The sequence below is a fragment of the Oceanobacillus sojae genome, from assembly GCF_900162665.1.
Classification (GTDB): domain Bacteria; phylum Bacillota; class Bacilli; order Bacillales; family Amphibacillaceae; genus Oceanobacillus; species Oceanobacillus sojae_A.
Genome location: NZ_LT727811.1, coordinates 408,395 through 432,709 on the forward strand (window position 1 = coordinate 408,395; position 24,315 = coordinate 432,709).

Here is a 24,315-nt window from a genome sequence, read left to right on the forward strand (position 1 = left end):
AAATATGTTATCTATTGCTTTTATTGGATATGGGAATGCAGTAACTAATTATCATTTACCTTATTTAGAAAAAAGAGAAAATATAAATGTGAAGTATATATACAGAAGAGCTGAAGATCGCATTCGTGAAGGCACTGATCATGAAAATTGGTACCCTGATATCATCTTCACAACGGATCTAAATGAGATTCTGAATGATAAAGAGATTGAATTAATCGTGGTATGCACACACGCAGATACTCATGCAGAATACGCCAGGACAGCTCTGCAAAATAATAAAAACGTATTAGTAGAAAAGCCTTTTGCTTCCGCTCTGGACGAGGCAAAGGAGATTTTTGAACTTGCCAAATCCAAGGGGCTTATTGCGATGGCAAATCAAAATAGAAGGTTTGACGGAGACTTCCTAACATTAAAAAAAGTACTCGACAGCGGTGTACTCGGAAATATTGTTGAAATTCAATCGCATTATGATTACTTTCGGCCGGAAAAAATTCAAAAAGGCTTTAAAACACTTCACCTTTTGGCTGTTCATACCATTGACCAGATTATATCTCTGTATGGAAGACCTGATAAAATCTGCTACGATGTAAGAAGTATTTATTACCCCGGGGAAAGCGATGATTTTACAGATATCGATTTTTATTATGGCACACAGATGAAAGCAACCATTAAATGCAGCAGCAGTGTTAAAATCGAGCACCCTAAATTTACAGTTCACGGGGATAAAGGAAGCTTTATAAAGTATAGCAGCGGTCATCAGCAGAAAAACCCTGACGGAGCAACGAAAGTGTCCTTTATACAAGAGCCTGAACATAATTGGGGAGAGATTTCCTATATTGATGAAAATGGAAAAGAAGTAAACAAGAGAATACCTTCAGAAGTAACCGATTATGGAATTTTGTATGAGAAGCTGTACGAAAGTATCCGGACCGGGACCGAAAAACCTGTTAAAGATGACGAAGTGTTAACCGTGATGGAGATTTTAAGTAATGGTATAAAAGAAGCTTCCAAGAATCACTAATTTAACGAGGAGGGGTACAAAATGAAAATAGGAACAATTGGTTCAGGGTTCATTGTAGACTGGTTTTTAACAGCATTAAATGATATAGAAGGGGCAAGCTGTGAGGCAGTCTATTCCCGCAAAGAGGAGACGGCAAAACCTTTAGCAGATAAATATCAAATAGAAAAAATTTACACCGATTTAAATCAAATGTTTGCCGATCCAAGCATTGAATTTATTTATATTGCTTCCCCAAATAGTCTGCATTTTGAACATGCTTTTCAAGCGTTAAATCATGGGAAACATGTTATTTGTGAGAAGCCTTTTACTTCCACTGCAAAAGAAGCAAAGACATTGATTGAATTAGCGAAACAAAACCAGTTAATGCTCTTTGAAGCTATTTCAAACATTCATTTGCCTAATTATCAAGCCATAAAAGAAGAAGTGAAAAAGCTCGGAAAACTAAAATTCGTGCAGTGTAACTACAGTCAATATTCAAGCCGTTATAATAAACTGTTAGATGGGGAAAATCCAAATGTCTTTAATCCCGCTTTTTCCGGTGGAGCGCTGGCTGATATTAATATTTATAATTTACATTTTGTGATGAACTTATTTGGTGTTCCGGATTCTGTAAGCTATACAGCCAATATACATGAAAACGGCATCGACACATCCGGTGTATTAGTGATGAAATACCCTGATTTCATAGCAGAGTGTGTCGGAGCAAAGGATTCGAACAGTATGAACTTTGGGTTAATTCAAGGGGAAAATGGGTACGTTCATGTGCAGGACGGTGCAAATGTATGTAAAAAAGTGATTTCCCATATAGATGATGAAGTAACTGAAATAAACAGCCAGACCAAGAGTAACTGGTTAATCTACGAATTAGCAGTTTTTAAAGATATATTTAACAGCAGCAATCTCGCCCGGTGCTATGAATTATTAGATTATTCTTATGAGGTGATGAAGGTCTTCGAACAAGCTAGAAAAAATGGCGGAATTTATTATCCAGCAGATCAGAAATAGCTGATTTATATAATTCTACTCTCCTCGGCTCCTCTCTCATAGAGGAGCCTTTACCTTTAATAAAATATCATAATCAAAGTTTCTTCAGGGCGAGGAAAGTATCGCTAAATATTGACAATCTCCGAAAAACATTAGTAGACCCAGACAAAAAAGTGTTTAGTCTAGAAGCCGGCAATTCGTTAATAGAGCGTAGAAAATAAATGAGCTTATTTCGTTACTCCCAGTGCTCCCCTGGCCATCTGTTCATACTCTTCCATACCGGAAATTATCGCAAATTCTGCAATAGCTATAGCATATGCCGCATCCAGTTCAATAATATGCTCCTTCATCTTTGGCCAATAAATTCCACCGGCTTGTTTGTAATAATGAATGAGTTTTTCCAGCGCCTCTTCGCCAAATGCTTTATACTGGAAGACAAAATCATTGGAAACATCCGTTACCTTTGCTTCTGTCCAATCAATTAACCCGATAACTTTTGTATCGTCATCAATCATCATATGACCTGCATGCATATCACCATGCATCAGTCCTGTTTCCGTTGGCCATAGTTCTTCATTATTCAACCACGCCTGCCACCGGTTCCAGAGATCATCTGCAACACCAAAATGTTCCTTCACCTTCTCCATCCGTTCTTTCATTGATGCCTGCGCTTCTTTTGCTGTATATGCAGGGATTCCCGCTTTTGCCGCTTCTGCTTTCGGCACATTATGCAATGATGCTAAAACCTCTCCCTGACTCTGGTGAAATTTTTCAGGTATGTTCTCTATATCCATTTCCCATACATAGTTTTGAATTTCCGGATCAATCGTACCGGCAGGAACACCCTTCAATTTTTTGTACGCAATTAAATCATTTTCATAAACAGACCAGACAGGAACTTGAAAAGTCGCATGCTGATGAACGACTTTTAACACTTTCTGTTCATCTATTGTCCTGTCCATGACATCATCACGTCTCGGTGTTCTTAATACCCATTCCACTCCGTCTGTATCCTTCGCAAAAGCAACCAGAAAATCCAATCCGGATTCATTAAAACGGATAGCCCCTTCCTCCAAATGCAGTCCATATTTACGAGCTAATTCTAACACCGTTTGTTTATCCAAATCTGCCACATCCTTCTTTATTTTTTCTGCTTTTATATGTGCAGCCAGTAAAGGATACGCTAAGACTTAAAAACAGAGAAAAATAGACTTCCTCTCTGCTTATGCTTTTCAACCGTATAGGGATTCAAAAATGATAGACCAATCCTTCATCTGGGCACATATCGTGTCTGTAGCATCCGCATTAGCGTAAAGATTGGTTATCGACCAACAGAATCCCTCCTCCCTTATAATTACCTTCATCCTAGCATAATGGTATTTTATTCGCAATATCATCTTCGTCTCGGTATTTTTTACTTGAAGTGGTCAAGCGTGTATAATAATAATTAACAGAAATGGGGGTAGATGAAATGGTACAATCAATCAATACCAAAGTTGATTTAGTTATTGATGCAACCTCACATATAAGAATGACAGATTACGGTAAAATAATGATTGGTGACAAAGGATTTGAATTTTATAATAAACGTGATGCTCATAAGTTTATTCAAATTCCCTGGGAGGAAGTAGACTACGTGATTGCTTCCGTCTTGTTCAAAGGGAAGTGGATTCCCCGTTATGCTATCCAGACCAAGAAGAACGGGACATTTACGTTTTCCTCCAAAGACCCTAAAAAAGTTTTTCGGGCAATTCGTGAATATGTAGACCCGGATCGTATGGTAAAATCATTAAATGCTTTTGATGTTATCAAACGTAATCTCAAAAAGAAAACAAAATAGCAGCTATTTTGTTCATAGGACAAGCTGAAGTCCTGATTTACCATGTAAAAATAACTCTCCTCTTGAAAGGGAAAAACTGGTGTGCTATAATATCTTATGGAAGCTCATTAAAGTAAGCTGAATAATGATTCGTTTGATAAATAAAGCGGTTTCATAACAAATTTAAATAACGATTGCAATTATTTTTTACGTGTTACTGATTCGATCAGGCATGAGTGAAAAGTAGTGATTAAAACGAAGTACAAGGGTTCATCTATGCTCTGCCTTCATTTTACCTACTTTTTTCTCATGCCTTTTTTTATTGTTTTTCATCAGGGGGAAAACGCTTTATATAAACAAAAAACCACTTTAGGAGCTTACCACGTTTATCTAGGTCTTAACAATACATTAAGAGGAGGTAAAAAAGATGGTAGGAATTATCATTGCCAGTCACGGTGAATTCGCTACCGGTATCTTGCAATCTGGAGCAATGATCTTCGGAGAACAGGAGAATGTTAAAGCTGTTACATTGATGCCGAGTGAAGGACCTGAGGATATCAAGGCAAAAATGGAAGAAGCCATTGCTTCTTTCGACAATCAGGATGAAGTATTATTCTTAGTCGATCTTTGGGGCGGAACTCCTTTCAATCAGGCAAATGGCTTGATGGAAGGGCATGAGGATAAATGGGCCATCGTTGCCGGGTTAAACTTAGCAATGGTGATTGAATCTTATGCGTCACGCATGTCCATGAACACAGCCCATGAAATAGCTGCTCATATTATCGACACAGCGAAAGACGCCGTTAAAGTAAAACCGGAAGAATTAGAACCGGCTGCACCTGCTAATGATGTCGACGCTTCTTCTGGAGCCAGCACAGGCGCCCCCGGTTCATTCGAGTACGTGTTAGCACGAATTGATTCTCGTTTACTGCACGGACAAGTTGCAACTTCCTGGACAAGAAATACATCGCCTACACGTATCATCGTTGTATCTGACACAGTAGCAAAAGATGAACTTCGTAAAAAATTGATTCAACAAGCTGCTCCTTCAGGTATAAAAGCACATACGGTTCCTGTTCAGAAAATGATTGAACTTGCAAAAGATGATCAACACTTTGGCGGACAGCGGGCATTACTTCTTTTTGAGAACCCGCAAGATGCACTCAGAGCAGTTGAAGGCGGTGTTCCACTGGATACCATTAACGTTGGTTCTATGTCACATTCCACTGGTAAAGTTCAGCCAAATAAAGTATTGGCCTTTGACCAGAATGATATTGATACTTTTAAAAAGTTAAAAGACTTTGGTGTCGATTTTGACGTACGTAAGGTTCCAGCTGATTCATATGGAAATATGGACGAGATTTTGAGAAGAGCGCAAGCAGAATTAGACAAACAGAAATAATCCTGATCATTAGATAAAAAAGGAGGTTTAATAATCATGGATTTGACGATTATTCAAATAATATTAGTTATTATTGTGGCATTTATAGCTGGTATGGAAGGAATCCTGGATCAATTCCAGTTCCATCAGCCAATTATTGCTTGTACGTTAATCGGCTTAGTTACCGGAGAATTAACGGCATGTCTTATCTTAGGTGGTACCTTGCAGCTGATTGCTTTAGGCTGGGCAAATATTGGAGCAGCTGTAGCGCCGGATGCAGCTTTGGCCTCTGTCGCATCAGCAATTATACTTGTTTTAGGCGGACAGGGCTCATCGGGTGTATCCTCAGCTATTGCAATTGCAATTCCATTGGCAGTTGCAGGTTTATTATTAACAATCATTGTACGAACCCTCGCCACCGGGATTGTCCATTTAATGGATGCAGCAGCGAAGGAAGGGAATATTAGAAAAATTGAAATGTGGCATGTTATCGCTATCTGCATGCAAGGATTACGTATTGCAATCCCGGCAGCATTAATTATCGCTATTGGTGCAACTCCAGTTAGAGAGATGCTTCAGGCTATGCCGGACTGGTTAACAGATGGTTTGGCAGTCGGCGGTGGAATGGTAGTAGCTGTTGGTTATGCAATGGTTATTAACATGATGGCTACCAAAGAAGTATGGCCATTCTTTGCAATTGGTTTCGTACTAGCGACAATTCCGGACATTACGCTTGTAGGTCTTGGCGGTATCGGTGTGGCTCTTGCACTTATTTATTTAGCACTTACGAAACAAGGCGGCTCTGGTGGCGGCGGTGGAAACACTGGTGATCCGCTGGGCGATATTATAGAAGATTATTAAAAAGAAGGAGGTTATGAAGATGGCACAAGAAGTGAAATTATCAAAAAGAGATCGTATTTCTATTTGGTGGCGTTCCACTTTCCTTCAAGGTTCTTGGAACTATGAACGTATGCAAAATGGCGGCTGGACATATTCTATGATTCCGGCAATTAAACGATTATATCAGACAAAAGAAGATCGTGCTGCTGCACTGCAGCGCCACTTGGAATTTTTTAACACACACCCTTATGTGGCCTCTCCTATTATTGGGGTAACGTTAGCACTGGAAGAAGAACGCGCAAATGGTGCACCAGTTGACAACAAGGCAATTCAAGGGGTTAAGGTCGGAATGATGGGACCTTTAGCGGGTATCGGTGACCCTATTTTCTGGTTCACAGTCAGACCAATTCTCGGTGCACTGGCAGCTTCCCTTGCGATGACTGGTAACATACTGGGTCCAATTCTTTTCTTCGTTTTATGGAATGCGATCCGGATGGGATTCTTATGGTACTCACAGGAGCTGGGTTACAGAGCCGGGGAAAAAATCACGGATGACTTATCCGGCGGATTGCTTCAGGATATTACGAAAGGCGCATCCATACTCGGTATGTTCATTCTTGGAGCACTGGTGAACCGTTGGGTAAATGTGGCCTTTACCCCGACCGTTTCAGAAGTTCAGCTCGGCGAAGGTGCTTATATTGATTGGGATAACTTGCCTGAGGGATCTGAAGGAATCCAATCTGCATTGATACAGCAGGAAGAGGGCAGGGCTTTAAGCCAAACGGATGTCACGACTCTGCAGGACAACTTAGACAGTTTGATTCCTGGTCTGGCCGGCTTACTGCTGACACTACTTTGTATGTGGCTGCTCAGGAAAAAGGTCTCACCAATCGTAATGATTCTTGGATTGTTCGTAGTTGGTGTTATATTCCACGTCATACATTTGATGTAACCGATATAAGATTTAAGTTAAAAGATCGCCTGCTTATGCTTAAGCAGGCGATCTTTTTAAGTATGAGATACAATCATCTCTGCATTACCCTGGATTGAAAAATCTTTAACAGTGTTTGGAATAATCAAATTCATTCCCTTTTCGATGCGAAATGTTTTATCACCTGTTGTAATCGTTGCCTCTCCTTTTATCACACTTACCTGAAGGAAATCTTCTTTTCTTTCCAAAATAGCTTTCCCCCGCAAGTCCCAATGATAGACTGTAAAATAAGCTTCTTCGACCAATTTGCGGACCGTCAAATCCTCTATAGTCTCTTGAATGATTTCTCCTTTTGGATCTTCGTGAGGTACATTTGTCACTTCAGCAGCTTTTTTCAGGTGCAATTCTCTTGGATTTCCGTCTGCATCGGTCCGGTCATAATCATAAACACGATAAGTAATGTCTGAGCTTTGCTGCGTCTCTAAAATCACGATTCCTGCACCAATGGCGTGAATGGTTCCGCTTGGCACATAGACAAAATCTCCAGCTGTTACAGGTACACGCTTTAATAAACTATCCCATTCACCGTTCTCCATGGCTGTTTGCAGTTCTTTACGGCTCTTGGCATGGTGCCCTAAAATTAATTCAGCATCCTCCTCAGCATCCAGAACGTACCAGCATTCTGTCTTGCCATAAGGTACGCCTTCTTTTTCCTTGGCATAGCTATCATCCGGGTGTACCTGGACCGAAAGATTTTCGTTAGCATCTAAAATTTTCACAAGCAGTGGATAACTGGCACCGTCAGCTTCTGCCCGATTAAATAATTCGCTATGTTTTTCCCACGCATCCTGGAGCGTATGGCCTTTCAGCATTCCATTTTTGATAATGCTTGGCCCATTGGGATGAGCAGAAATCACCCATGCTTCCCCTGTGTGCTCATAGGGAGTCTGGTACCCGAATTCCGTATGCAGCTTATTCCCTCCCCAAATCCTTTCCTGCAATACAGGCTCTAACAAAATAGGTTCCTTATACATACAGATCCTCCTAAGAAAACATTCTCTTTCCTACCATTCACTTTACTACAATGTATGAAGGAATAAAAGAAGAACCCCTATTACCAAAATTTCTTTGTCAGCGTAACTTTCTAATCTAATTCTCCATATAAAAAAGCCCCCCTCTCCCCTGTCTTGAGCACTTCATTTCCACCATAAAAGCGGACAGGCAGATTTGAATGCCAGCCCGCTTCTATAGTTAAATGATTTTATCAATTAACCCATATTCTTTTGCCTCTTCTGCACTTAAAAAATAATCACGCTCCGTATCTTGAGCTACCTTTTCAACAGGCTGACCAGAATGCTCCGCAATAATATGATTAATTTTTTCCCGGAGCTTGATAATTCTCTTTGCTGAAATATCAATTTCTGTGGCCTGCCCACGGGCTCCTCCCAGCGGTTGATGAAGCATAATCTCACTGTTTGGAAGTGCAAAACGTTTCCCTTTCGTCCCTGCCAGCAGCAGCATTGCACCAAATGAGGCTGCTAAGCCGGTACAGATGGTACTAACATCCGGTTTTATAAATTGCATTGTATCAAAGATCGCAAAGCCTGCTGATGTTGAGCCGCCTGGGCTGTTAATGTAGATAGAGATATCCTTTTTATCATCCTCTGCTGCTAAAAATAACAGCTGCGCAACAATACTATTTGCCATTTGGTCATTAATTTCATCACTGACCATAATAATCCGGTCCTTTAATAATCTGGAAAAGATATCATAGGACCGCTCTCCACGGCTTGATTGTTCAATCACATACGGAACTGTATTCATATGCATCCTCCTTATAAACGCATGAATTTTGACAGCCTCTGCTGCCATCGGAAGAGCGTAAAAAGGAAGACAATATATTTACTGATACAACCTTTATTCCCGCTTATTTTGAGACAGAAAAAGCAATAATGGAAAGCTGACTGTAAATCGCTTGCAAGATCGTATTTTCTTTATTTTTGCCAGGCCCAGTACACACATCGCTCATCCCTTTTACGCTTCTCAATAATATAAACGATGACCGTCTGCAAAAAGATACGGGAGGCTGGAAATTTTAAATTACTTCTTAAATCCAGTTCTATCATTTCTTATATCGCTGTTACAATATGATAATCCCCATAAAAAACCTTTGACATTCTTATAATATTAATGTAAGTTACTAATACACGAACATTTTATTTAAAAATACAATTTAATATTCGTCTTTTGATTATCTATATAAATTTGGAAATATGGTCCAAAAGTTTCTACCAAACTTCCGTAAATGGTTTGACTATGGAAAATCACAAATGATCAATAGAATTAGATAGAATCATATATCTTTTTCATCTTCCGGGTGTATATATCGCTGTTTTTATAATGACTGGACTATAGGTAATGGTTACCAGCATCTTTAACGGACGCTTCAGTTGAAGTGATAAATGATATACAAACGAAGGTCGTCCACCTGTTTACGTTGGTCTTTTTTGTGTTTTTCATATGCCAAGCTTGAAACTCTAGTAAAAGAAACTTTCTGGAGTTTTTTTATTTGCAGCTGACCATTGACTTGGCAGTACATCTAAGGAGGAAAAACACAGCATGGAAAAAGCACCCCAAAAAACAACTATCATTGGTCATTTAAAAGAGAATTACCGTCTGTATGCTATTGCATTTGGAATTGTCCTTATCGCTGAGCTTATCGGAACAATCCAGTTCAGCGTCGGTTCTGCACTAATCGTGCTGTACCCAATGTTATTCGCTATTATTATCAGTATTATATTCGGAAAAGATGTACTCGGATTCCTCAAAAAGAAGGAAACAAAAAAAGCATCACAGCTCGTTCTTGTTGCTATCTCTCCGTTCATGGCAAAAATAGGGGTTATGGCAGGATCTAACCTTCCTGAGCTTGTCAATGTCGGCCCGGCACTGGTTTTCCAGGAATTTGGAACAATCGGTACAATGCTGTTTGCTCTTCCTATCGCCCTATTGCTCGGTCTTAAACGGGAAGCAATCGGTGCCACCAGCTCTACCAACCGCGATAAAGATTATGGACTGATTTGCAGCAAGTACGGAGCAAACTCTCCTGAAGCCCGCGGCTCCCTTTCTATTTACATCATCGGATTTCTGATTGGGACTACTTATCTCGGATTATTAGCAAGTATTGTTGCCTCATTTGATTTCTTTCATCCTCTGGCTTTGGCAATGGCAAGCGGTATAGGAAGCGGCGTTATGATGGCTGCCGCCTCAAGTACGCTGGCAACCATTTATCCAGCCTATGCAGATCAAATCGTCATGCTGGCCGGAATGAGTGATATGTTATCAGCGATTACCGGAATTTACTTTACATTATTTATTTCATTGCCGCTTGTAAATAAAATGTATGCCTGGTTAGAACCAAAAATCGGACGACGAGGAAAAAATAAAAATATTTCTCATAGTAAATCAGCAGAAAGCAGGGTTTCACAATGAATATGAGTATGAAAGATTGGACAATCTCTCTTTTATTTACATCTGTCCTTACAGCAATTATCGCAAACTTTTTTCAAAATGATATTTCAATTATGGAGTCTATTCCCGGAGTATTAATTTTATCCAGTATTGCGTTTATCGGGATATTCATCGCGAAGATTGTTCCTTTAAAAGTACCAGCTGTTGTGTATGTTGCTTTAACTGGTTTACTGTTAGCCAGCCCGATTTCACCAATTTCTGATCCAATTATTTACTATACATCTTTGATTTCTTTTACCGCACCACTTACTGTTGTTGGTACCCTGGCAGGTATAGGGTTGGATTTCAAAGCGTTTATGAGCCAGAGCTGGAAAATGATTATTATTGCTGTATTTGTCTTTACAGGCACATTCCTGCTTCAGGCAGTTTTTGCACAAGTATTTTTAACAGTAACAAATGCTTTTTAATCTAATAAAATGACAATAAATGTAATACTCATACTATAATTTAAATAAAAAAGGCGTCTAAAAAAGCTGATAAGCAGCCTTTTTAAATGTGCTCTAAAGGAGAATTAAAATGAATGCAGATTTACTGATTAAAAACTGCTCCCTATTAACCCCTGATTTTGAGATTTGTCACGGGAAGAATATTGTTATCAAAGATCAAAAGATTATAGCTGTCGAAAAAAATGACGAAGCTCAAATATGTGTAGCAAAGGAAATTTTAGACGGAAAAGGCAAGCTTGTTATGCCAGGCTTAATTGATGCGCATACCCATACAAATCAACAACTTTTACGCGGAAGAATTTCGGATGAATATCCGATGATTTGGACACGTATTATGGTTCCATTTGAAAGCAACCTGCGGGAAGAAGATGTAGCAATCAGTGCAGAATTAAGCTGTCTGGAAATGCTGAAGGCTGGGGTTACAGGCTTCATTGATGCAGGCGGGAGCTATATGCACAAGGTTGCCGAAGCCGTAGAAACTTCCGGTTTACGCGGGGTTCTTACCTGTTCCACAATGGATACAGGTGCCGCTATCCCAGAATCCATGAAAACAACAATTGAACATAATATTCAAAGAAACAAGGACCTGTTTGATGCTTATCACGGCAAGGCCGGCGGGCGAATTCATGTGTGGTATTCTTTACGTTCACTGATTACATGTACACCTGAATTAATCCGGAGGGTCTATGAAACAGCAAATGCTGCCGGAACAGGTATGCAGACTCACATGAATGAGTATACAAATGAAATCAGCTATTGTCTGGAAAACTTCCAAATGCGCCCATACGAATATCTGGAGTCCTTAGGCGTGCTGGACGAAAATTTCTTAGGTGCGCACAGTATCCTCCTATCCGAGAATGAGATGGATCTCATTCAGAAATACGATAGCAAAGTGGCTCACAGCCCTATCAGCAATGCGGGAAAAGGAGTTACTAAGACTCCCGGACTTATGCAAAAAGGGGTAAGCATCGGTTTAGGAACAGACGGCGCGGCTCACTCAGGATTGAGCTTATTCGATCAAATGAAGATTTTCAAATCCCTTATGCGCGCCTTCTGGGGTGTTCCGGTTTTTGACCCTGTTGTAATGCCATCTAAATCCATTTTAGAAATGGCAACGCTCGGCGGGGCAAAAGCAATGCTGCAGGATGAACAGCTTGGAACGATTGAAGTTGGCAAGAAAGCGGATATGATTTTAATAAATACGGATCAGCCTCATATTGCACCGACACACCAGCTGACAAATACATTAATTGAATCTGCAAACAGCAATGACGTTTCGGATGTAATTGTGAATGGACGTATTTTGATGAAAAATAGAGAAGTACTTACCCTGGATGAAGAAAGAATTAAATATGAAAGTAAAAAAGCTATGGACGACCTCATTATTCGTGCTAAAATTTAGATATTGCATCCATAATATACGAGCGGTTTAACACAACGTTGAAGCGCTCTTCTCCTTGTCTGGAGCAAATTAACAAACGTCATAATCAGGAAAAAGCACTTAGAAAGTTGAGGTTACTCAGATGTTAACGTTTTTTATTGTATTTATAGCAAATTTAATTATCGGGGTATTAGTAGGATTGTCCGGCGTTTCCGGCTTTTTGCTGCCCATTATTTACGTCGGCTTTCTGGGGCTGCCTGTTCACGACTCCCTGGCACTCAGCTTCCTGGCTTTTCTGGTCGCAGGTGTCATTGGTGCATATTCCTATTGGAAGCTGAAATATATGGACTTAAAGCTGGCACTTTACTTAAGCATCGGCAGCCTTCCGGGAGCTTTTCTCGGTGTACAAATTAACGTCCTTATTTCCGAAACACTGGCGAAGCTGCTGCTTTATTTATTTGTTTTATTCGCAGGACTTTCTATTATCCTTAAGAAAAACAAAGCGCCAGCTGAAGGCGAACCAGGAAGTAATAAATCTATCATTTTAAATAAACCAGTTTGGATTATAGTGCTTGGAGTCCTTACCGCAGCTATCTGCGCATTGACTGGTGCAGGTGGCCCGATTTTAGTTGTACCATTACTTGCAAGTCTTGGTGTGAATATCCGGACGGCAGTCGGTGTCGGGCTGTTAAACTCAATCATCATTGCTCTTCCATCTATTTTTGGATATTTCACATATGCGAGCATTGATAATATGCCTTTGTTTATCCTTTTCAGCCTGGTCGGCACAACAATTGGTATCTTAACCGGTTCCCGGGTTGCCAATAAAGTCCCTGTTGATCAGTTGAAGATTTTTATTGCAGTGATTACGATTGTTTCTTCGATTTATATGCTAATCAGTTTGGCATTGGGGAGTTAAAAAAAAGCGCACCCGCTATAGGATGCGCTTTTCCTTTATCTTTGAAAGGTTACTTTCTCTTCCGTATCATTTAGCAAAATAGATGCCTCACTTGGCTTTGTATGAGCAATCATTTTTCCATCTCTGAAGGAATGTGTCACAACTGCCTGCTTGCGGATTGCATCATATTCATTATCAGCGGACAAAACGATGAAATTCGCCGGCTTGCCTGCTTCAATCCCATAATTATCTTCAATATGCAATGTCTTTGCACTGTTTTTTGTGATTAAGTCAATTGAATTAACTATCTGTTCATAGCCCATTAATTGAGACGCATGAATCCCCATATGGAGCACCTGCAGCATATTGCCTGTTCCAAGCGGATACCATGGATCAAAAATATCATCATGGCCAAAGCAGATATTCATCCCTGCCTCCTGCAGCTCTTTCACACGAGTTAAGCCACGGCGTTTTGGATACGTATCAAATCTGCCCTGAAGATGGATATTTACAAGCGGGTTCGATACAAAATTAATGTTAGACATCTTCAGCAGACGGAAAAGCTTCGATGTATATGCATCATTATAAGAACCCATTGCTGTCGTATGACTTGCTGTTGTACGCTCACCCCAGCCGCGCTCATAAGCTTCTTTTGCAACGACTTCTACAAAGCGGGACTGCTCATCATCAATTTCATCACAATGAATATCCACTAATTTATCGTATTTCTCAGCAAGATCGAACGCGACTCTCATAGAATCTACGCCGTATTCTCTTGTGAATTCAAAATGCGGGATACCCCCGACAACATCAGCACCCATTTTCAATGCTTCTTCCAAAAGCTCTTTTCCATTCGGATAGGAATGAATTCCCTCCTGCGGGAAAGCAACCAGCTGGATATCCACATAAGGAGCCATTTCCTGCTTCACTTCCAGCATCGCTTTTAAAGCCGTCAGCTCCGGATCTGTCACGTCCACATGGGTGCGGACATTTTGAATCCCCTGCGCAATTTGCCATTTCAGTGCTGTTTTGGATCTCTTTTTCACATCTTCTATTGTTAAAGACTCTTTACGCTCAGACCAGCGCTGGATTCCTTCAAATAACGTTCCGCTTTGATTCCAGGCAGGCTCTCCTGCTGTTAAAGTCGTATCTAAATGGACATGCGGTTCAATAAAGGGCGGAAGAACCAGTGCGCCATTCACATCCATAACTTCCTTATCTTCAGGGTGTGGTGCCTCCTCTGTTATCGCACTAAATGTACCATTTTCTATAACAATATTCCAAAGTCCATCTTTTCCTCTTAGCTTTGCATTTTTAATAATCACTGACTACCTCATCCTTCTCTTTTAATGGTACTGTGACCGTTTCTTTTTGAGACATTATTTTCATTCCGGCAACATAAATGATAGATGTTCCTACCAATGCATTGATTGGCGGAATTCCCGGTGCAAAGTTCGCAGCTGCTACCCCGCCGGCCCAGGCAATGATTGCTACCCAGTTTACAGCCTTAAATTTCATTGTTTTAAAAGGCTCATACTTTCTGCGGCGGACCAGGAAGTAATCTGCCAGTATAATCGCTCCAATGGATGGCAGCGCAGAGCCCAGAATGTTTAAGAATCCAACAAAGTTATTGTACAGCCATATTGCAGCAATCGTCCCGACAATTCCATTGAACACCACAATTTTTTTCTTCGGTAATTTGGTAATATTAGCAAATCCTAAACCGGAAGCATATAGAGCACTATCATTGGTTGTCCAGATGTTTAACCCTAATACAATAATAGCAGGAATCATCAGTCCTTGTAAAAACATCACATCCGAAATATCTGCGATTCCAAAAGCCATCGCGCCGACTGCACCGAATAAAAACATCAATGAATTTCCAAGGAAGAAAGCAATAATATTTGCCCAAACTGCTGATTTCGCTGATTTTGCAAAGCGGGCAAAGTCAGGAGTCAGCGTCCCCGCGCTAATAAAGGATCCTACACAAATAGTTAATGCTAATCCCACACCCATTATCTGTGTCGGCTCATAAGCAAATAATCCTTGCAGTCCTCCAATTTCCTGTGCGGAGTTCGACATAGAATAGCTTCCAAAAATCGCAATCGCCGGCACAGCAACAAATCCTAATATAGTTAAAGTTTTCATTCCAAAAATTGCTGAAACAGTCATCAACAAGCCAAAAACAGCGATGAGCAGATATACGTTCCACCCTGTTGCAGTGGCAACTGGAATAGCGAACATCGCCAAACCTACTCCAAACCAGCATACCTGTGTAGAAGCAAGTAAAAAGGAAGTCAGGTAAGATCCTTTTTCTCCAAATGCATAACGTGCTAATAAATGTGTGGATAATCCTGTTTTGGAAGCAATGTAAGCCAGGGAGCCTGTATAAAGCCCAAGAATCAGATTACCAGCCAGTACAATCCAGATAAAATTAGCAAAAGAAAGCCCCGTCCCTAATGTTCCTCCAGACATCATACTTGCTGAGAAAAAGCTGAGCGACAGCATTACCGCTAAAATCTTCCAGAACCCGTTTCGGTGTGTTTGCGGCACTGCCTGTAATGAAAATTCTTTATCTATTTGTGACATACCAATTCCTCCAGTGTTTTAATATAAGAAACTGGCACCGAAAAACTTATTCTTTCGAGATTATAGACAGAAAAAAAGCTCCCTGTCCAATCCCTGACAAGAAGCTTTTCCTCTATAATGCACACCTGAAGACACCTCACGCACAGGATATCCACAAGTATTCATTATGTTCGCGCTGTCCTTGTCAGCCTCTCTGGACTGATTTAAAGGTACCAGTATGTTTATCAAAATATATTATGGCACAAAATTGCCGAGTTGTCACCTTGGAGATTTTGGGAATATGGATTTCAAGAATGAAGGTTTGCATACATTTAATATGCTGTGACCATTAACTCAGGTCATCATACTACTTTTATTACCTTGCTTCCCTCTGCTAAGTTCGACTTCATCCTAAAATATTTCTTATCCCTTCTACTTTCACTCTATCAATACTTTCTTCAAAAGACTGATTCCTTCTAACTCCACTGCCAAAATGATATTCATCTGCTTGAATTGCATTATGCAGCGTTTGTATATTATCTACATTCAATCCGCTTCCCGGCAAAATATTTGGCCCCTGCAATTTATGCCATAATTGGACAAGCATACGCAGAGAATCCGCTCCTGCCGCGCAATTATCCTCACCGCCGGAGGTTAAGATTCTTTTAATATTTTTCCGATAAGCCGCTAAAGATTGATAGGCCTCCATCTGATCCCTAACCTCATCAAAAGCACGATGAAAAGTAACATCCAATTTAGGGAATTCCCTGAATAAATCATCCAGAAAAGCTGTATCTATCGTTTTATTTTCATTCAATGCCCCGATAACAATTCGATCATGTCCCATTTCTGATAGTAAAGAAATATCCTTCTTCATGACCTCTTTATCATCCTGATTATATATAAATCCATAATCATGCGGTCTGATCATTACTTGCACGGGGATTTGAACACTGTCAATGACACTTTTGAAGGTTCCATAAGTTGGCGTTAAGCCGCCTAATTCGATTGCTGAAACCAATTCTAATCTTGTAACTCCTAATTTTTCAGCATCCTTTGCATCTCTTGCATTTTGTACAATACATTCAATCATTCCAAAGCTCCTTTCGCTGAACAACGAATTCATAAAGCAGTTTCTTTTTGTTTTTCATATCATCATCCCTATAAGATAATTTTTGTTTCACCCACTACCTCCCCGGCATCACTCAATACATTGGAAGAACGCAGTTTATATAGATTATCAATGGTTTGCTTATTTTTATAATTTATTTTCTTTAAAATTTCAGCAACAATTAATGGCCAGAGCAATTCGGTTCCACTTTGAACCTTTAGAGCAATACTGATTTTTTCTTCTTTCAAAGCAAGACAATATACTCCCTGCGCTCCGCCCTTTGCAAAAATATTCTCATCTCCCAGCAATACCGTACATATAAAATCATGAGAGGCAATAATCTCTGGGTGAGCCTGCATGATGTCAGAAATTCTCTTCAGTACCTTCTCTTTTTTCTTATCGTTAATCATTTCCGGCTTCACAAACTTAAGATAAGATAGAGCCATGTTTCTTAATGGAACGCCGTACACCGGCACTCCACAGCCATCTTTTCCTACACTCATTTTTTCTTTGGGATATTCACTTAAAACCTCTATTTCCTCTCTAATTCGTTCTTGGATCGGATGATTAAACTCTCCATAGTCTGCGATGCTATATCCCAGTTCTCTTGAATAAGCAAGGAATCCAAGATGTTTACCCGCACAATTATGCAGCAGTTTCCGTTTTTCATGCCCTTTACAAATATAATCAATTTTTGGAGATTCATTTAAAGGATAACTCTCACCGCATATAAGTGATTCTTCGCTTAAGTCTAATTTTTTTATTAAAGATTTCAAGCTTTTCTGGTGATAGCTTTCTCCTCGCTGTGATGCGCAAAACAACGCCATTTCATCAGCTTCAAGACTATATTTGTCTTCAATATCTGTATCAAATACAGGTATTGCCTGGATCGGCTTCATCGCAGATCGGTAAAAGACTGGTGTATGCTCCACATCTCCCTTTGAATAAATCACTTCTTTCTGTTCATTTAGCACGCATATTATTCCATTATGCTCATTTTCTAAACTTCCGCCACGGTATTCTTCTGCAATAATCGTACTTGTACTCATTAAAAAGACTCCTCCCTGCTCTTCTCTCTATACTGACGCTCCCTTTCTATCACTACCGTATAATGATGGTCCTCATGAATCCTTAAAAGTTTCACCGCCTGTACAACATTCGGATATTTAGGTACAGGATCCGGGTACCTTATCCAGTAGCATTGTTCTTTTGTAAGAGGCTCTACACAGAATTTCATCTTTTCTGTCTCCTCCTCCAGTAAACCCCTTAGCTCCTCAAGCGTATATTCCCGCTTCATCTTCGGTTTTAAAATAAAGGGAGCCTTCATTGTCTTTCCACGATATATATTCTCCATATCATCTATATACCGTTTTATTTTGGGGCGGCGAAGCTGCATATAAATACGAGCCATCGGCAAATAATAGGCTGACGTAATTCGGGTAAGCTTCAATAATAAATAACAGTGGTAGATGGACTCTGCAACACTCCATTTATCAGGCACTGATCTTGTATGAATCGATGATTTGAAAATAGCTGTATTAAAATATTTATCTCTCATTGTCTGGATTTCTTCAAAAAGAGGGGAAAGACCTTTGTACATTATGATCACCTGGCTAGAATTATTTTTGTTCAGAAAACTGTTTCTTCTACTCTATCACAGAGACGGAGTGGGAAGCTTCGTTTTCTGTTTAATGTTTACAAAATAAATCTATAAAAAAAGAAGGTCTTCTGCATCGTGACTCACCTGATACAGGAAACTTTCTGGCATTTTTCATTGTTTGATATAAGATTATTCAATATCTATTTAATCCGGAAACATAGCAGGGCTTATCTTAACACCTGCGCTTCTGCAATTAACGCTTTACATCCTCCTTAGCTCCTGAAACAGCAGCTAAAATCTCCGTCTCCGTTGACATCGGCGTATCCCCTGAAACCGTACACGCCAGCATACCTGCTGCAGCTGCAAATTCAACAGTTTTATCAGGTTCATAACCTGATAATTCACCATGCAGAATTCCGCTTGTATACGCATCACCCGCACCAATACGATCATATACAGAAAAGGTAATCTTTTTGGAAAATACAAATCTATCTTTTTTATACATATAGCCTTCTAAAGAATGCGTATTACCCTCATTAATATTTCGATGTGTACCCGCAATCGTTTGAATGCTGTACTTCTCAGCAACCTTAGGGATTAACTCCTGAAGCTGTTCTTTTCTTTCCAGCTTCTCTGTTTCCATCCCCAATATATACATGGCATCTTTTTCATTCATCATGACGATATCAGCCAATGAAAGCATGTCCTCATAATGCGGCTTTGCTTTCTCGTAGCCTCCATCCCATAAAGAAGGACGATAGTTACAATCAAAGCAAACTATTCCACCGTTTTCTTTTACCTTTTCAGCAAGGACTTTCATATTTGCGCGAACATTATCTGTCATTGCCAGACTGATTCCGCAAAAATGAATAACATCTGTATTTGCTGCAATCAAATCCAGATCGAAATCGGAAATATCCGCCGTATTAAAGGTACTTTCTAAGCGATTCGTATATGTAACCCGGCTTGCGCGTTGCCCGAAACCATTTTCTAAAAAATACATTCCGATATATTTACCTTCTCTTGCAATAAAATCACGTTCTATTCCCAAGCGCTGCAGGAAGGACAATGCCGCATCTCCCAGTGGATTGTCCGGTAACTTTGTAATCAGATAACCATTATGTCCAAGCTTTGTCATAGCAGAAGCAACATTTACCCCTGTGCCCGAAAAGGAATACTGTAAATTGCCTGCCTGCGTGAGTAATTCATAACCCGGCACCTGCAATCGCATCATTACTTCTCCAAATGCTACAATGTTCTTAGGCATATTTATCAACCAGCTCTTTACTGATAGCGAGAAGCTTTTTAACATCATCCTCATTGGTTTTTCCAGTCTGTTTGTTAATAATCGAAGAATACACATGAGGAATCACTTTCGGCACTTTTGCTTCTAAAGCAATTTCTAAAATTGGTGCGAAATTATCCAAATCAATACCGCCTGTCGGCTCTAACGCAAAGCCTTCCTCTCCACAGGCTTTGGCAACTGCACGAAATTCTTTTTCTGTTTGTAACCCTTTCATCGGGAAGTATTTCAATGCGTTTCCGCCCATATCACGAACAAGTGCAATGGCAGCCTTAACGGGAACAATAGCCGTCTCACCAGCTTCTGCACTGATTGGACCAGTAGAAATATTGACATATCCCACTTTACCGGCAGGCGATACAAGTGCGTTAATCCAGCTATCTTTTTCTCCCAGATTAGCCCGTGTTGCCCCTACAGAAGAGAAAACCTGATTAATATGGGATCCAGGATAATCCTTCGCGATCTCTGCAACAACTGCTGCCTGTCTGTTATCACCTGCGCCTAACCCTATGGAAACAGCATCTTCAATTGCCTCTCCATATTCCTTCATAGCTGTGACAGCTGTATCAACTGTCGGGTAATCCTTGGAAAGTACACCCACCAGCACATGCCCCTCTGCTGCATCAAATACTTCCTTTGCATTTTCAATACTATTCGCTAACACATTTAGCGCGACTCTATTTTTATAAAAACGCGGATTTATATTCATTATCTATTTCCTCCCAAAATGGATTTTAATTCTGATTCAATAATATGAATGTCATCACCCTGTAATGGGCGGGGATCAATATCAAAGAAACCCTGGCGGATTCCGTAATCACGTGTATAAATTGCTATTTCACCATTACGGAGTTTGTCATTTACCTCTTTGGCAGTTATCCCTGCTGCTTCAGAATCAATTTGAATCCGGGCTCTGAAAATAGCACGCCCTGCTTCATCCTGCACAACTGTTACAGTTACGCCTTTGAATGTATTTAGTGATTCCAACACTTCTAAGCTTCTCTTTTCAGCCTCACTATGGTCTATTTTCACAAAATACTCATCCAATGCCTGCAGCAGGCCAAATGTATTTTCCTTTCCAATCTTCATGCTTCTTCCAATATAGTGCAGCTGTTTTTTTACCCATTCTACATAATCTTTCTTTCCAGCTACAATCCCGGAAGTCGGCCCTTCGATAGCCTTCGATCCGCTATAAATCGCTAAGTCGGACAGCTGCACATATTTTTTCAAGTCCTCTTCCGCTGCTGCATCCACGATTAGCGGAACATTATTTTCCTGCGCGACTTCCCGGGCTTCTTCCACAGAAATCATATTTTTTTGAACAGCATGATGAGATTTCACAAATAAAACAGCTGCTGTATTTTCGTTGATAGCATCGGCAATATGCTCTTTTTTTCCTTCATTGGCATAGCCTGCTTCCACAAGCTTTCCTCCGCCAAGAGCAACCATTGTTTCTACCGGTGCACCATACTGCACATTTTGTCCCTTCAGCATCACAATCTCATTTTTCGAGATTGCTTCCTGATGCAGTTTTTCACTTTTTCTCCGGTTTCCTTCTGTTACAACCGCTGCAACAGAAAGTGCGATACCACTCGAAGCAGAATTGACGACTACAGCAGCTTCTGATTGAAGCAGCCCGGCAATATGTTCTCCTGCTTTATCCACCAGATCTGAGATTTCCACATAATTCTGTCCGCCGGATTTCATAGCTTCCATAACGGTATCTGTTGGAGCGGAAACTCCTAAAATACTCATTCTTCCACTTGCATTAATAACCCGCTTCAACCCATACTTAGCATTCATTGTATTCGCCATTAACAACCACTCCTTTTACTTCAATTCTCTGGTCAGCTTTCCGCTTTTCGCCGTCTGAGTCAATTAAATCTATTGTCTCATCTTCTACAGAAAATAGGGTAAGATTTGCAATATCTCCTTTCGCAATACGGCCAAGCTCCGGTTTATTTAACCATGCAGCAGCATCAGCCGTTACAGCAGCAATAACTTCCTTCAGTGAATAGCCTAAACATAAAAATTTATTTAAAACACTTGCCATATTGTACACCGGTCCATGCAGCCGATTTTTCCGGTAAATATCTGTGCTGATGGTATTAAAATGGATACCGTGTTTCTTGGCCTGCTCAGCCGTTTTAAAAGAAAAGCTTGCATTACCATGACCAACATCCAAATGTATACCGCGCTCCATTGCTTTTAAAAACTTAGAAAGCGGCTTTCCCTGATTATCAAATAAATTATTCGCCTTTCCGTTCAAAAAATGTGTAATCACATCATTTTTCTCCAATAAATCCAATACATCATTAATATCTGGAGGTCCTGATCCAATATGAACCATTAACGGTAATCCCGTCTCTCTGGAAAACTCACGCGCCATTTTTAAAGGCTCTATATCGTTCGCTCCTACTACACTATTGCTGATTCTTGCTTTTAAACCAACGATAAAGTCTCTATTCTCCCTGACAGCACGCTTTACTTCCTCTTTATTCAACAAAGACAAATCCGATAATTCATCCACTCTCTTTAAGCCAATTCGTGAGATATTCAGGAAAGCAAATACATTTGTCTTAGACTTCCGGGAATTGTCTACCAAATCATGAATCCGGTCAGCTCCCGTACTTCCCGCATCAACTATCGTCGTTACTCCTGTTTTATAGCCAATCTCATCGATATCATCTCCATATGGATCGAACTCTGGAAAGGCATGCACATGCATATCAATCCAGCCGCTGGAAACATACGCTTTATTTTGATAATCAATTACTCTCTCACCAATTGCTGTTCCTGGTGAGGCAATATTTATAATTTTTTTATCTTCCACAACAATATCTACAGAAGTGCCATCCAGCATTTTTATATTCTGCAAAACTACATTGTCTGCCATTCCCATCATCCTTTTTGATCGGCTCTAGTCAATAAAGTAATATTTTTAAATATAACAGTATAAAAGCTCCTTCACGCTCATACTTTTTTTAACCCTATACGAAATAGATTAACATTAATTTTTCACACAGTCAAAATAACGTTATAATGTTTATGATTAATAGAACAATAAACTATATAAATTGATATATATAAATAAGTTGAACTTATATAGATGGATTCACAAAAAAACTGTATCTAATGATACAGTCAATTAACTCTCCTTAATTTCTTTAATCTGTTTATCTATTTTCTTAATTTCATCCTCTTTTTTCTCCTTCTTCATATCTTTAGATTTGACCTCTTCTTTTTTTAGCTCCAAACTGTTAATTTGCATATCCTTATTATTAAGCTCTTCTCCAAGCTTCAGAGCTTCTTTGTGATTATCAAGCTCCAGATAACTTCTTCCGGCGAGATATTTGGCACGATCATTATCAGAAATATCACCATAAATATCTATAACACGCTCAAAATCTTCGTTAATCCACGCCTGTTCAATCGTTACCTCCGGGGCCTCAGATTCAATATCGAGAATAGCTTGTTGTGCTTCCTCTCCATCTATTGATCTCAATTCATTAACCACCTTAACGTTATAGGAAGGATCCGATTTACTAGCCTTGTTTAAGCTGTCGACCGTTCCTAATTTGATATATTGCTCTATTAAGGTATGTTGTGCCTCTTCATCTAACTTCTCTATACTTTCAAAGCTGGCAATAGCTTCTTCGACCTGCCCCGTTACTGCCAAATAATAACTCTCGATTATTTTATCATTTTCCACAATCTCCGCTTCTAATGCTTCTTTTACTTCCGTGAGTTCTTTTTGTTGATCCGCTTCTGCAGTAAAAGCTTCTGTCATCGGTACAACTTTAACTACATAAAGCAGAAGCATCCCTAAAACTATCCCAATCACTAATCCGGCTGGCACAGCTATTTTGGACTTATTATATTTTTGAAAATTTTTCTTTAGTATGCCATCAGTTTTGATAGTATTTGTCGCTGTTGCAAACTGACTAATCACATTTCTTAACTCTTCTATCGTAACAGCTTTCTGTATTTCTCTGATAACTGGCTGTTCCTGTGCTAATTCATCAATGTTACTACTATTTACGGCTGCTGCGCTAAAAATTCCGATTATTATCGGCTTTACTTCATATACCACTTGTTGTCTCGTAAACTCGTCAGTTGATAAAACAAAACGAATACCACGTTGTGCAAATTTTATGTCTCCTTGTTCGTTGACATAGATATTATCTGGATGAATAAGTGTCGTATATTGTGTGCCAACTAATTTTTCTACAGCTAATATATTCAATGCTACTTTAGCTTTCAAATCATTATTTTTTGCCTTAAAGCTGGATAAGGGCATAAACCCTTGTGACTTCTGGTAATAAATGCGAACAACATCACCTTCAAGTGAATACCGCTTGAAATCGAAGAAAAGGTCATCCTGTCTATTCAGCTCTTCCAATTGTTCTGCATCTATTATATTCGTTTGGCTTTTCGGAATTTCATAAATAACTTCATCAGCTATTTCTTTGATAGAGCCGTATTTCTGTTCCTTCATCTTGCT

The 24,315-nt window shown here is 39.8% G+C and carries 23 protein-coding genes and 1 riboswitch; of the genes, 10 read left to right on the top strand and 13 right to left on the bottom strand.

Going from position 1 to position 24,315, the window contains the following annotated elements; all coding sequences use genetic code 11:
• Positions 1-4 precede the first annotated feature (4 nt).
• Complete coding sequence (locus tag BN1068_RS09245; RefSeq protein WP_077602571.1) at positions 5-1,021, top strand: Gfo/Idh/MocA family oxidoreductase; 1,017 nt, start codon at positions 5-7, stop codon at positions 1,019-1,021.
• Positions 1,022-1,042: 21 nt separating this feature from the next.
• Positions 1,043-2,026, top strand: a complete 984-nt coding sequence (locus tag BN1068_RS09250) for a Gfo/Idh/MocA family protein (protein WP_077602572.1) — start codon at positions 1,043-1,045, stop codon at positions 2,024-2,026.
• 206 nt (positions 2,027-2,232) lie between these two features.
• Here the strand turns inward: BN1068_RS09250 and BN1068_RS09255 are convergent, their stop codons facing one another.
• Positions 2,233-3,129 (bottom strand): macrolide 2'-phosphotransferase, encoded by an 897-nt coding sequence (locus tag BN1068_RS09255; protein ID WP_077602573.1) that lies wholly within the window; start codon positions 3,127-3,129, stop codon positions 2,233-2,235.
• A 347-nt stretch (positions 3,130-3,476) separates the two neighbouring features.
• Here BN1068_RS09255 and BN1068_RS09260 point away from each other — a divergent pair, with 347 nt between their 5' ends.
• The 4 genes from BN1068_RS09260 (at position 3,477) to BN1068_RS09275 (ending at position 6,997) form a co-directional block, all read left to right on the top strand.
• Positions 3,477-3,845, top strand: a complete 369-nt coding sequence (locus BN1068_RS09260; RefSeq protein WP_077602574.1) for a DUF956 family protein — start codon at positions 3,477-3,479, stop codon at positions 3,843-3,845.
• Positions 3,846-4,251: 406 nt separating this feature from the next.
• Positions 4,252-5,226 carry a mannose/fructose/sorbose PTS transporter subunit IIA gene (locus BN1068_RS09265; RefSeq protein ID WP_077602575.1) on the top strand — a complete coding sequence of 325 codons (975 nt, stop codon included), beginning with the start codon at positions 4,252-4,254 and terminating at the stop codon, positions 5,224-5,226.
• Positions 5,227-5,268: 42 nt separating this feature from the next.
• Complete coding sequence (locus BN1068_RS09270; RefSeq protein WP_217697318.1) at positions 5,269-6,066, top strand: mannose/fructose/sorbose family PTS transporter subunit IIC; 798 nt, start codon at positions 5,269-5,271, stop codon at positions 6,064-6,066.
• Between the two features lie 19 nt (positions 6,067-6,085).
• Positions 6,086-6,997, top strand: a complete 912-nt coding sequence (locus BN1068_RS09275) for a PTS system mannose/fructose/sorbose family transporter subunit IID (RefSeq protein WP_077602577.1) — start codon at positions 6,086-6,088, stop codon at positions 6,995-6,997.
• Between the two features lie 56 nt (positions 6,998-7,053).
• Here the strand turns inward: BN1068_RS09275 and manA are convergent, their stop codons facing one another.
• Complete coding sequence (manA, locus tag BN1068_RS09280; protein WP_077602578.1) at positions 7,054-8,010, bottom strand: mannose-6-phosphate isomerase, class I; 957 nt, start codon at positions 8,008-8,010, stop codon at positions 7,054-7,056.
• A 217-nt stretch (positions 8,011-8,227) separates the two neighbouring features.
• On the bottom strand, positions 8,228-8,800 hold the full coding sequence (gene clpP, locus BN1068_RS09285; RefSeq protein WP_077602579.1) for an ATP-dependent Clp endopeptidase proteolytic subunit ClpP: 573 nt from the start codon (positions 8,798-8,800) through the stop codon (positions 8,228-8,230).
• 411 nt (positions 8,801-9,211) lie between these two features.
• Positions 9,212-9,313: riboswitch (purine riboswitch) on the top strand.
• A 282-nt stretch (positions 9,314-9,595) separates the two neighbouring features.
• Between clpP and BN1068_RS09290 the strand changes: the two genes are divergently transcribed.
• From BN1068_RS09290 to BN1068_RS09305, 4 genes are all read left to right on the top strand, one after another.
• Positions 9,596-10,465, top strand: a complete 870-nt coding sequence (locus BN1068_RS09290; RefSeq protein WP_077602580.1) for a DUF3100 domain-containing protein — start codon at positions 9,596-9,598, stop codon at positions 10,463-10,465.
• A complete protein-coding gene (locus tag BN1068_RS09295; protein ID WP_077602581.1) occupies positions 10,462-10,911 on the top strand; it encodes a hypothetical protein in 450 nt (149 codons plus the stop codon). Before BN1068_RS09290 ends, BN1068_RS09295 begins: the two co-directional genes overlap by 4 nt.
• A gap of 109 nt (positions 10,912-11,020) precedes the next feature.
• On the top strand, positions 11,021-12,352 hold the full coding sequence (locus BN1068_RS09300) for an amidohydrolase family protein (RefSeq protein WP_077602582.1): 1,332 nt from the start codon (positions 11,021-11,023) through the stop codon (positions 12,350-12,352).
• Positions 12,353-12,473: 121 nt separating this feature from the next.
• Complete coding sequence (locus BN1068_RS09305) at positions 12,474-13,250, top strand: sulfite exporter TauE/SafE family protein (RefSeq protein ID WP_077602583.1); 777 nt, start codon at positions 12,474-12,476, stop codon at positions 13,248-13,250.
• Between the two features lie 35 nt (positions 13,251-13,285).
• Here BN1068_RS09305 and BN1068_RS09310 read toward each other — a convergent pair whose 3' ends face one another.
• The 10 genes from BN1068_RS09310 to BN1068_RS09355 all read right to left on the bottom strand — a co-directional run bounded on the left by BN1068_RS09310 (position 13,286) and on the right by BN1068_RS09355 (position 24,309).
• Positions 13,286-14,554 carry a cytosine deaminase gene (locus BN1068_RS09310; protein ID WP_077602584.1) on the bottom strand — a complete coding sequence of 423 codons (1,269 nt, stop codon included), beginning with the start codon at positions 14,552-14,554 and terminating at the stop codon, positions 13,286-13,288.
• Positions 14,544-15,818 carry a cytosine permease gene (gene codB, locus BN1068_RS09315; protein WP_077602585.1) on the bottom strand — a complete coding sequence of 425 codons (1,275 nt, stop codon included), beginning with the start codon at positions 15,816-15,818 and terminating at the stop codon, positions 14,544-14,546. The genes BN1068_RS09310 and codB overlap by 11 nt, the downstream gene beginning before the upstream one ends.
• A gap of 385 nt (positions 15,819-16,203) precedes the next feature.
• Positions 16,204-16,890, bottom strand: coding sequence for a copper homeostasis protein CutC (locus tag BN1068_RS09320; protein WP_077602586.1), 687 nt, complete (start codon positions 16,888-16,890; stop codon positions 16,204-16,206).
• A gap of 68 nt (positions 16,891-16,958) precedes the next feature.
• Positions 16,959-17,957 (bottom strand): asparaginase, encoded by a 999-nt coding sequence (locus tag BN1068_RS09325; protein WP_077602587.1) that lies wholly within the window; start codon positions 17,955-17,957, stop codon positions 16,959-16,961.
• On the bottom strand, positions 17,957-18,508 hold the full coding sequence (locus BN1068_RS09330; protein WP_077602588.1) for a hypothetical protein: 552 nt from the start codon (positions 18,506-18,508) through the stop codon (positions 17,957-17,959). Before BN1068_RS09330 ends, BN1068_RS09325 begins: the two co-directional genes overlap by 1 nt.
• A 253-nt stretch (positions 18,509-18,761) precedes the next feature.
• On the bottom strand, positions 18,762-19,775 hold the full coding sequence (locus BN1068_RS09335; protein WP_077602589.1) for a sugar kinase: 1,014 nt from the start codon (positions 19,773-19,775) through the stop codon (positions 18,762-18,764).
• Positions 19,768-20,523 (bottom strand): 2-dehydro-3-deoxy-phosphogluconate aldolase, encoded by a 756-nt coding sequence (gene dagF, locus BN1068_RS09340; RefSeq protein WP_077602590.1) that lies wholly within the window; start codon positions 20,521-20,523, stop codon positions 19,768-19,770. Before dagF ends, BN1068_RS09335 begins: the two co-directional genes overlap by 8 nt.
• Complete coding sequence (locus tag BN1068_RS09345) at positions 20,520-21,626, bottom strand: DgaE family pyridoxal phosphate-dependent ammonia lyase (protein ID WP_077602591.1); 1,107 nt, start codon at positions 21,624-21,626, stop codon at positions 20,520-20,522. Before BN1068_RS09345 ends, dagF begins: the two co-directional genes overlap by 4 nt.
• Positions 21,604-22,707 (bottom strand): amidohydrolase/deacetylase family metallohydrolase, encoded by a 1,104-nt coding sequence (locus BN1068_RS09350; RefSeq protein WP_077602592.1) that lies wholly within the window; start codon positions 22,705-22,707, stop codon positions 21,604-21,606. Before BN1068_RS09350 ends, BN1068_RS09345 begins: the two co-directional genes overlap by 23 nt.
• A gap of 252 nt (positions 22,708-22,959) precedes the next feature.
• Positions 22,960-24,309, bottom strand: coding sequence for a type VII secretion protein EssB/YukC (locus BN1068_RS09355; protein WP_175637117.1), 1,350 nt, complete (start codon positions 24,307-24,309; stop codon positions 22,960-22,962).
• Between the last annotated feature and the right edge of the window lie 6 nt (positions 24,310-24,315).

Excerpts from the sequence above, each read along its gene's own strand:
- BN1068_RS09265 (WP_077602575.1), top strand. The coding sequence starts at position 4,252 with ATGGTAGGAATTATCATTGCCAGTCACGGTGAATTCGCTACCGGTATC.
- manA (WP_077602578.1), bottom strand. The coding sequence starts at position 8,010 with ATGTATAAGGAACCTATTTTGTTAGAGCCTGTATTGCAGGAAAGGATT.
- BN1068_RS09350 (WP_077602592.1), bottom strand. The coding sequence starts at position 22,707 with ATGGCAGACAATGTAGTTTTGCAGAATATAAAAATGCTGGATGGCACT.
- BN1068_RS09305 (WP_077602583.1), top strand. The coding sequence starts at position 12,474 with ATGTTAACGTTTTTTATTGTATTTATAGCAAATTTAATTATCGGGGTA.
- BN1068_RS09335 (WP_077602589.1), bottom strand. The coding sequence starts at position 19,775 with ATGCCTAAGAACATTGTAGCATTTGGAGAAGTAATGATGCGATTGCAG.
- BN1068_RS09250 (WP_077602572.1), top strand. The coding sequence starts at position 1,043 with ATGAAAATAGGAACAATTGGTTCAGGGTTCATTGTAGACTGGTTTTTA.
- BN1068_RS09290 (WP_077602580.1), top strand. The coding sequence starts at position 9,596 with ATGGAAAAAGCACCCCAAAAAACAACTATCATTGGTCATTTAAAAGAG.
- clpP (WP_077602579.1), bottom strand. The coding sequence starts at position 8,800 with ATGAATACAGTTCCGTATGTGATTGAACAATCAAGCCGTGGAGAGCGG.
- BN1068_RS09320 (WP_077602586.1), bottom strand. The coding sequence starts at position 16,890 with ATGATTGAATGTATTGTACAAAATGCAAGAGATGCAAAGGATGCTGAA.
- BN1068_RS09300 (WP_077602582.1), top strand. The coding sequence starts at position 11,021 with ATGAATGCAGATTTACTGATTAAAAACTGCTCCCTATTAACCCCTGAT.
- BN1068_RS09275 (WP_077602577.1), top strand. The coding sequence starts at position 6,086 with ATGGCACAAGAAGTGAAATTATCAAAAAGAGATCGTATTTCTATTTGG.
- BN1068_RS09330 (WP_077602588.1), bottom strand. The coding sequence starts at position 18,508 with ATGTACAAAGGTCTTTCCCCTCTTTTTGAAGAAATCCAGACAATGAGA.
- BN1068_RS09260 (WP_077602574.1), top strand. The coding sequence starts at position 3,477 with ATGGTACAATCAATCAATACCAAAGTTGATTTAGTTATTGATGCAACC.
- BN1068_RS09355 (WP_175637117.1), bottom strand. The coding sequence starts at position 24,309 with ATGAAGGAACAGAAATACGGCTCTATCAAAGAAATAGCTGATGAAGTT.
- BN1068_RS09345 (WP_077602591.1), bottom strand. The coding sequence starts at position 21,626 with ATGGCGAATACAATGAATGCTAAGTATGGGTTGAAGCGGGTTATTAAT.
- BN1068_RS09325 (WP_077602587.1), bottom strand. The coding sequence starts at position 17,957 with ATGAGTACAAGTACGATTATTGCAGAAGAATACCGTGGCGGAAGTTTA.
- BN1068_RS09245 (WP_077602571.1), top strand. The coding sequence starts at position 5 with ATGTTATCTATTGCTTTTATTGGATATGGGAATGCAGTAACTAATTAT.
- BN1068_RS09295 (WP_077602581.1), top strand. The coding sequence starts at position 10,462 with ATGAATATGAGTATGAAAGATTGGACAATCTCTCTTTTATTTACATCT.
- codB (WP_077602585.1), bottom strand. The coding sequence starts at position 15,818 with ATGTCACAAATAGATAAAGAATTTTCATTACAGGCAGTGCCGCAAACA.